Below are 8,041 nucleotides of genomic sequence, written 5' to 3'. Positions count from 1 at the left end.
CTTTTACAATGATCAATTAACAGTCAGCAATTCACAATAATTGTTTATTGCTTATTGTTTACTAAACATCGTTTCGTTGAAATCCAGGGAGTCGAACCCTTACCCTGCCCCTATCGGCGATCTCTGTTTTTCAGCACTTTTTAATGAACTTGCTCTCCCTGAAAGCGGCTGCAAATATACAACTCTTTTTCTTTAACCTCCAAACTTTATTTTAAAGTTTTTTAGAAAATTTTAAGCTGCTGTAAACACTACTTTTTATAAGAACTCCGCTCTTTTCGTTTGCCTCAAAAGCGGCTGCAAATATACAACGCTTTTTTATTTCCCAGCAAACTTTTTTGAAGAAAAATTTTATTCTTTTTTCTTCCCGTTTCCTTCTCAGTACCTACTCTCAATGAACTCCCGCTTCCTTTCCAGCATCGCTGCTTTCCCTGTAAGCGGCTGCAAATATACACCTGAATTTCTATTACGCAAGCCCATTCCCCATCTTTTTTTGGGCTTTTTTTAAGAAAGCACCTTAACTGGCTGAAAACTGCCGTTTTAAACCTGAAACTTTTTTTTCTTGAAATTGAAAGCTGCAGGATTGTCGCTAAGTCGTAGTACAAATTTGACAATTATCGGGCGCTCCTTATTATAGGTAGTACCAAATGTAGCGCCAATTAATCTGAAGAGGAATAACCTAATTTCTGCTTCAAATTTTGGTTTTTAACCTTCCATCTTTATCTGGTATCGCTAATAAAGCCACCTTCTCTTGAAAAAAAGGAAGGAACCACACTCCAAAAAAAGATCATGTCTTTAAAATGGCAATTATCGGCATTTCGCTGTAAGGATATCTCCAAAAGAGGGTTTAAAATCCCCGTCTTCTTCTTTTTTCAACAAACTCGTTCTTATCTCCTCTTTCCTGATTCAAAAAATCTCCCGCAGCTATCGCAGACTCTTTTTCAAAACTCTTCACTCCTTTTGCGTTAGGGATAGCAGCGGCATCCTTATAGCGGAAAAAAGTCTATGCCCAAATTTGGCAATTATCGGCCTCCTTATATATACTTTGCTTCTTCGCTATTCCTAAAACCGCTATAAGATAGAGCGGATAGCCCGGCCGCGACCTTTTCCGGGAGCGGAAACGCCCAAATAATTATTTACAAAACGCCTGGTGAAAAATAAAAGAACTTAATGTTTGTTTTAATATTCCTTCAATTTTAATAGAAAAGAATCTGCAAACTAATTTTTCAACCTACCTAAATTAATGAAAATAAATATGTTATAAAAATAGAAACAGAAAAAATTAGCTTCTTTTATTGCTGTTATTATTCTTCTCCCTCCACTTATTGGTAAGCTCGATGTATTTAAAATCTAAAGCTGTAGCTTGTGGTTCCAGTATTTCTGCCTGAAAAGATCTTTGAAGAATATCCTCGATTAGAAAATCTTCCTGATTATTCTTAGGGTCATACTCTTCCTTTAAGGAAATATCAAACAAACTGGCTGTAGTGTTGTACCAGAATGCGCGCCACCCACTCTTGAGGTTTCTTATGAGGTTAAAAGCTGTGGTTCCTGTTTGCCTGTGAATTAATTTTACGAGAATTTGTCCTTCTGTATGTGTTAGTTTTTTTAACTCTTCAGAAAATTGATCCTCAATATAATTCTGAACAATTTTAGTATACCTCTTACGGGCAGACTTAGATTTAATATCCTCTAACCTACTATTAAGTTCCAACAATCGTTCTGAAGCCAATTTGGCATAAGGATAAACTTTCCTGGTTTTCCTCCTTAATATAAGGTATTGTCTTCTCTCCTCATTATTGCTAAACTTCAGTTTTCGTAAAAGCACCACTTCATCCAGATCTATACTTGTCCTGGGAACTGTATCGCCAGCAATAATCATATAGGTTTCCTGGATAGTGTCGTTCGTCATATCTTCCTGAGCATAAACGCTTGAGCAAACAACTCCCATCAATATCATTAAAATATATCTCACGCTACCATCTTAATTTTCAGAACAGATTCTGCTAAAATCATTCCAAAATTAGTGAATCTACAATTGCAAAGCATTTTATTCTTATTAAATTCGTACAAATTTTAAAAAGCATGATAGTAGAAGACATTTTAGATAAAGAATCAGTCAATTTTCTTGAAAAATACCTAAACAATGCCGCCCCAACAGGTTATGAATCTCAAGGGCAAAAACTTTGGATGGACTACCTGCGGCCTTATGTAGATGAATTTATTACAGATACTTATGGTACTGCAGTGGGAGTGATAAATCCTGAAGCAAAATTTAAAGTTGTTATTGAAGGGCATGCAGATGAAATTTCGTGGTATGTTAATTATATCACAGACGATGGTCTTATTTATGTGATTAGAAATGGCGGAAGTGATCACCAGATTGCTGCTTCCAAAAGGGTGAACATCCATACCAAAAAAGGGATAGTAAAAGGTGTTTTTGGATGGCCGGCAATCCATACGCGTAAAAAGGAAGAAGAGCAGTCCCCAAAACTGGAAAATATATCGATAGATGTAGGTTGTAGCTCTAAAGAAGAAGTTGAGAAATTAGGAGTTCACGTAGGATGTGTAATTACTTATCCTGATGAATTTTTTATTCTTAATGAAGATAAATATGTAAGCCGTGCCCTGGACAATCGTATTGGCGGATTTATGGTGGCGCAGGTTGCAAAACTTTTAAAAGAGAACAAGAAAGAATTGCCTTTTGGTTTATACATCACCAACTCTGTACAGGAAGAAATAGGGTTACGTGGTGCCGAAATGATAACGCAGCGCATAAAGCCGAACGTGGCTATAGTAACAGATGTTACCCACGATACCACAACACCAATGATTGAAAAGAAAACTAATGGTCTTACAAAGATTGGCGATGGTCCGGTAATTTCTTATGCGCCTGCCGTACAAAACAATTTGAGGGAACTTTTGATTGAAACTGCAGAGAAGAACAACATTCCATTTCAGCGAATGGCTTCTTCACGATTTACGGGAACAGATACAGATGCTTTTGCTTATAGCAATGGCGGAGTAGCTTCGGCACTTATTTCGTTACCTTTGCGCTACATGCATACCACAGTTGAGATGGTGCATAAAAAGGATGTGGAAAATGTGATTCGTCTTATTTATGAAAGTGTACTCCAGATTAAAGACGGGGAAACCTTCAGCTACTTCGATTAATTGATCTGAATTATAAAAAATCACTCCTTTTTGGTTTCTTCTGAAAAGGAGTTTTATATTTTGACAGCTTAAACTTTCACAATATTTTATCAGATCGCAGTTGTAATTCAGATTATATTGTGGAAAAAAGCAATGACTCTTTCTCCTGAAGAGGTTAATACTATTATCGAAAATCCCAGAGAGGCCATAGGAATGGCCAATCTCACCTACGTTTCAGAACATCATCTTTCCATTACACGGAAAAAAGTAGGGCGGGGATTTGCTTACTACCGGAAAGATGAAAAAATTTCTGACATTAAAACCTTGGATCGTATAAAGAAGCTCGTGATCCCTCCGGCATGGAAGGATGTGAGAATTTCGCACCTTAAAAAAGGCCATTTACAGGTAGTAGGTCGCGATGATAAGGATAGAAAACAATATATGTACCATCCTTTATGGACAAAAATCCGGAACCAGACGAAATTCTTTAAAATGGCTGCTTTTGGGGACAAGCTTCCTAAGATCAGAAAACAGGTTGATGAAGATCTGGACCTCCCCGAGATGAGCAGGCGCAAAATTCTGGCACTTATCATTCGCTTAATGGAAGAAACCCACATTAGGATTGGAAACGATTATTACGCTAAAAACAACAAAACCTACGGACTCTCAACCTTTCGCTCCCGACACCTTAAAACCTATAAAAATGAAGTGAAATTTGAGTTTATAGGTAAAAAGGGAAAAGAACATTCGATTAGCGTAAAGGACAAGCAACTCATAAAGCTCATTAATCAATGTGAAGAAATTCCCGGTTGGGAACTCTTTAAATTTTACGATGAAAACGGAGATAAACACGCCATAGACAGTGGGATGATCAACGAATATATCCACGATCTTAGTGGCGACATGTTCTCTGCAAAAGACTTTAGAACATGGTCTGCAACAAAGATTTTTTTTGAGACGCTAAAAGAACTTGGATATACTGAAGATGAAAAAGAAAACAAGAAAAACCTGATTACTGCCTTTGATGCCGCCGCCACGGGTTTGGGAAATACCCGCAGCGTATGCCGGACCTATTATGTACATCCAAAAATTGTCTCCTCTTACGAGAGTGGTGAAATTGTCCCTTATTTCAAGAAAGTAAAGGAAGACGAAAAGAAGAACTACATCTCACTCTCTGAAACAGAAAAAATTATTCTGAAGATGATCAAGGATTATGAGATCGAAATTTGAAATTTTGGGCTTCCGCTTTAGAAGATCTTTTTCCGAAGAAATTCCAGCTTCTCTTTGTAAATTAGCGGTATGAAGAACACCATTGCAGCAAGAATAGCAGACTTTCTTAAAGAATTTCCACCTTTTTCCCTTCTGGAAGAGAAACATCTCCTTACTATTTCAAAGGAGGTAAAGGTAATTTACATGGAGAAGGGAAAACCCGTTTTCAGAAAGGGTGAGAACGGTCACGAACATTTCTATATCGTAAATAAAGGGGCCATAGACCTTCAGAAGGTAAATGAAAACGGAGAGTCAGAAACCATTGATAAATGTGACGAGGGTGATATATTTGGTCTAAGGCCTTTATTTGCCAAAGAAAATTACCTTATTAATGCCGATACCGAAGAAGAAAGTATCTTATATGCTATTCCCATTTCCATTTTTAAACCAATAGCTGAAAATAATTCGAGGGTAGGTAATTTTTTAATAGAAAGTTTTGCTTCCAATACCCGAAATCCCTATTCCCCTGAACATAGAGGACAACTGGTAACAGATAATACTGTAGATTTTAAAACAGATGCACTGTACGAACTGCAGCCCGTACCAATAGTAAAAAGAATCATCACTGTACCACCGGAAACTACAATTAGGACTGCCGCCAACCTTATGAGCAATAAAAAAGTGGGATCTATTCTTGTTGTCGAAAACGAACTTCCAATAGGTATTGTTACCGATGTTGATTTTAGAACAATGGTGGCTACGGGAAGATTGAGCATCGATACGCCGGTTTCAGAAATTATGACTTCGCCCGTTATCTGCTATTCCAGGAACATCAGCATAGCACAGGCACAGTTAACTATGATGAAGCACCATATTAACCATATTTGCATCACGAGGGATGGCACTCCAAATACAAAAGTAAAAGGAATAGTATCTGAACATGATATTATTGTATCCCAGGCCAACAACCCTTCTGTATTAATGAAGGCTATAAAAAGGGTTCCCAGCACAAAGAAGCTAAAGAAAGTGAGGAACAAAATAATGCAGCTTTTAAAAGGATACCTGGATCATAATATTCCGCTTACCCACATCTCGAAAATTATGTTCGAGCTGAATGATGCTACTATTAAGAGGGTTATAGACCGCTGCATAGAAAAAATGGAAACTCCGCCACCGGTAAAATTCGCCTGGCTTTCCCTTGGCAGCCAGGGACGAAAAGAGCAGTTACTGCATACAGATCAAGACAATGCCTTAATTTTTGCAGATGTTCCTGAAGATAAACTGGAAGAAACAAAAGAATATTTTCTGAAGTTGTCTAAAAAAGTAACAAAAAGACTTAATATCATTGGCTACGAATTTTGTCCGGCAGATATGATGGCCAGGAACCCGCTTTATTGTCTAAGCCTGCAGGAATGGAAAGATAAATTTTCTGACTGGATTGTAGAACCGGGATCAGATGAGATTTTGCTATGTTCTATTTTCTTTGATTATGACATTTCCTATGGAGATGCCAGTCTCTCTAATGCGCTGGCTGATCATATTTATAAAGAAATTAGTGGCTATAAAAAATTCCTTACTCTACTTGCGGCAAGTGCGCTGCGAAACCCCACTCCGTTAGGATTTTTCCGTCAGTTTTTAGTGGAGCATGATGGGGAAAATAAAGACTTTTTTGACATTAAAAAACGTGCTATTACTCCGCTTACAGATGCGGGCCGGGTTCTAAGTCTTTCACACCAGGTGAAAAATATGAGCAATACTGCAGAGCGTTTCGAGAAACTGGCACAATTGGAGCCGGCCAATAAAGAACTGTACCTCGCCTGCTCCTACTCTTCCAAGGCGCTGCTTAAATTCAGGACCAAACAAGGTTTGCTGCATAAGGACAGCGGAAGATTTATCAACCTTCAGGATTTGAGCAAAGAAGATAAAATTAAACTTAAACGCTGCTTTAAAAGTATTAAAGACGTGCAGGAGTTAATCAAGTTCAGATTCGAAATTTCATCCTTCATATCATGATATTTAACTGGTTTAAAAAGAAGGAACCGGAAAACCTGCCGGATTTTTGGTGCGCTTACGCAAAGAAATTTGATCAAGAACTTCCTGAAAGAATTGCCGATGTTCGGTTTGTTGTTCTGGATACCGAAACCACGGGTTTTGATTATAAAGAGGACCGGATGCTCTCCATTGGTGCTGTTAGCGTGCAACACAACCAAATAGACATGGCTGATAATTTCGAAATATATATTGATCAGGAAAAGTTCAATCCGGAATCTGTGAAGATCCACGGAATAATTCGGAATGAAAAAGTAGCAACTTTATCTGAAGAAGAAGCGGTCAAAGAATTTCTGAAATATATTGAAAATGCAGTACTTGTGGCTCATCATGCCAATTTTGACATCACAATGATCAATAAGGCGCTGAAGCGAATGGGGCTCCCGAAACTAAAAAACCGAATCTTAGATACGGTAATTCTGTATAGGAAAACAAGAATTATTTCGAACTTAATAAACCGGGATAAAAATTATTCCCTGGACGAAATAGCTGAAGCTTATACCATCGATGTCTCAGACCGGCATACTGCAGCCGGCGATGCCTTTATAACAGCGATTGCATTTTTAAAAATTATGAGTCGGCTCAATAAAAACGGACAAATGGGAAGAAAAAGCTTATTTAGATACTAAAAAAGGCTGCTTCAGGATAAACTCCAGAAACAGCCTTTTTAAAGAAATATTTCTTTATAATTACAAAGTAGTATCTATTAATTCCTGAACAATTTCCGGATTTAGCAGAGTGGAAGTCACCAAGCTTCGAAGAATCTTTCCAGGTGGTTTTAGAAAAATTTCTAAATACTTTTCGGTTTCTTGCTATTCATAGAACTCATATCGAGAATTATAGATTGACCAATTAGATGAAATTGATTCTACTCTATATTGATCTTTAATTAAATAATTGTATTGATAATCCCTTAAAGGACTAAAATAATCATCACCGCTATAAGGTTGTTCTCTTCTGGTATAAAAGATATTTTTTGAAAATGGATTATTAACAATTGTCGCTCTCCAGGGCTCTATGGATTTCAAATAATATAATGGATTGACGACATTGGGATGATAATCCAAATATTCAAATTGAAGTGTATCATTTAAGTAAGCAGCAATTACATTTTCACCAGAAAATTCAAAATTCCTTTTCTGATATATTGATCTACTACCTTCTTCATGGTTAACTTCTATTTCAAATAAATTTCCATTTTTATAAATAAGGTTAGTAGTGCTATAACTAGTGGAAATCGTACATTTTTCACCATTCCAAATGATCCCATAATCCAAAGAATTACTACCGTCGCCGTTTACTTCTATAAGTCTACCTTCCTCGTCATACTCAAAATAAATATTTTCATCACCACCATAATCTGCTTCTGTAACAAAACCTGCTTCTATAGTATATTCCCTTTCAATCAATACCGTTGTATCATTTGTACCATATGGTATCCAGTAAACAATTTCTTTAACCTTTGAAAAATCAGGAATTTTTTCTGAAGAGGGATTATCTCCATCATCACTACACGCTATGCACAAAATAAGAAAGACAAACGAAAAAACCTTTTTCATAATGGATTGTATAATTACTACAAAAATTCAGTCTTCCGGTAAAATTTTTGCAAAGCATTCATTCCTTCAGCATAACC

The 8,041-nt window shown here is 36.9% G+C and carries 6 protein-coding genes; 4 read left to right on the top strand and 2 right to left on the bottom strand.

Annotation, left to right across the window (positions count from 1 at the left end):
* Window positions 1–1,279: 1,279 nt before the first annotated feature.
* On the bottom strand, window positions 1,280–1,906 hold the full coding sequence (locus tag RM549_RS11160; protein WP_311684776.1) for a DUF4294 domain-containing protein: 627 nt from the start codon (window positions 1,904–1,906) through the stop codon (window positions 1,280–1,282).
* 173 nt (window positions 1,907–2,079) lie between these two features.
* On the opposite strand from RM549_RS11160, the gene RM549_RS11155 reads away from it, so the two are divergent.
* From RM549_RS11155 to RM549_RS11140, 4 genes are all read left to right on the top strand, one after another.
* Window positions 2,080–3,168: a M42 family metallopeptidase gene (locus tag RM549_RS11155; RefSeq protein WP_311684770.1), complete on the top strand. Its 1,089-nt coding sequence runs from the start codon at window positions 2,080–2,082 to the stop codon at window positions 3,166–3,168.
* 132 nt (window positions 3,169–3,300) lie between these two features.
* Complete coding sequence (locus RM549_RS11150) at window positions 3,301–4,377, top strand: DNA topoisomerase IB (protein WP_311684768.1); 1,077 nt, start codon at window positions 3,301–3,303, stop codon at window positions 4,375–4,377.
* Window positions 4,378–4,446: 69 nt separating this feature from the next.
* Window positions 4,447–6,369 (top strand): DUF294 nucleotidyltransferase-like domain-containing protein, encoded by a 1,923-nt coding sequence (locus RM549_RS11145; RefSeq protein WP_311684766.1) that lies wholly within the window; start codon window positions 4,447–4,449, stop codon window positions 6,367–6,369.
* A complete protein-coding gene (locus RM549_RS11140; RefSeq protein WP_311684764.1) occupies window positions 6,366–7,034 on the top strand; it encodes a 3'-5' exonuclease in 669 nt (222 codons plus the stop codon). The genes RM549_RS11145 and RM549_RS11140 overlap by 4 nt, the downstream gene beginning before the upstream one ends.
* 183 nt (window positions 7,035–7,217) lie before the next feature.
* Here the strand turns inward: RM549_RS11140 and RM549_RS11135 are convergent, their stop codons facing one another.
* Window positions 7,218–7,964 carry a hypothetical protein gene (locus RM549_RS11135; protein WP_311684762.1) on the bottom strand — a complete coding sequence of 249 codons (747 nt, stop codon included), beginning with the start codon at window positions 7,962–7,964 and terminating at the stop codon, window positions 7,218–7,220.
* Between the last annotated feature and the right edge of the window lie 77 nt (window positions 7,965–8,041).

This window comes from Autumnicola patrickiae (assembly GCF_031846525.1).
Taxonomy (GTDB): domain Bacteria; phylum Bacteroidota; class Bacteroidia; order Flavobacteriales; family Flavobacteriaceae; genus Autumnicola; species Autumnicola patrickiae.
Note: the sequence above shows the minus strand (reverse complement) of the source record. Positions and strands in the feature narration are given on the sequence as shown.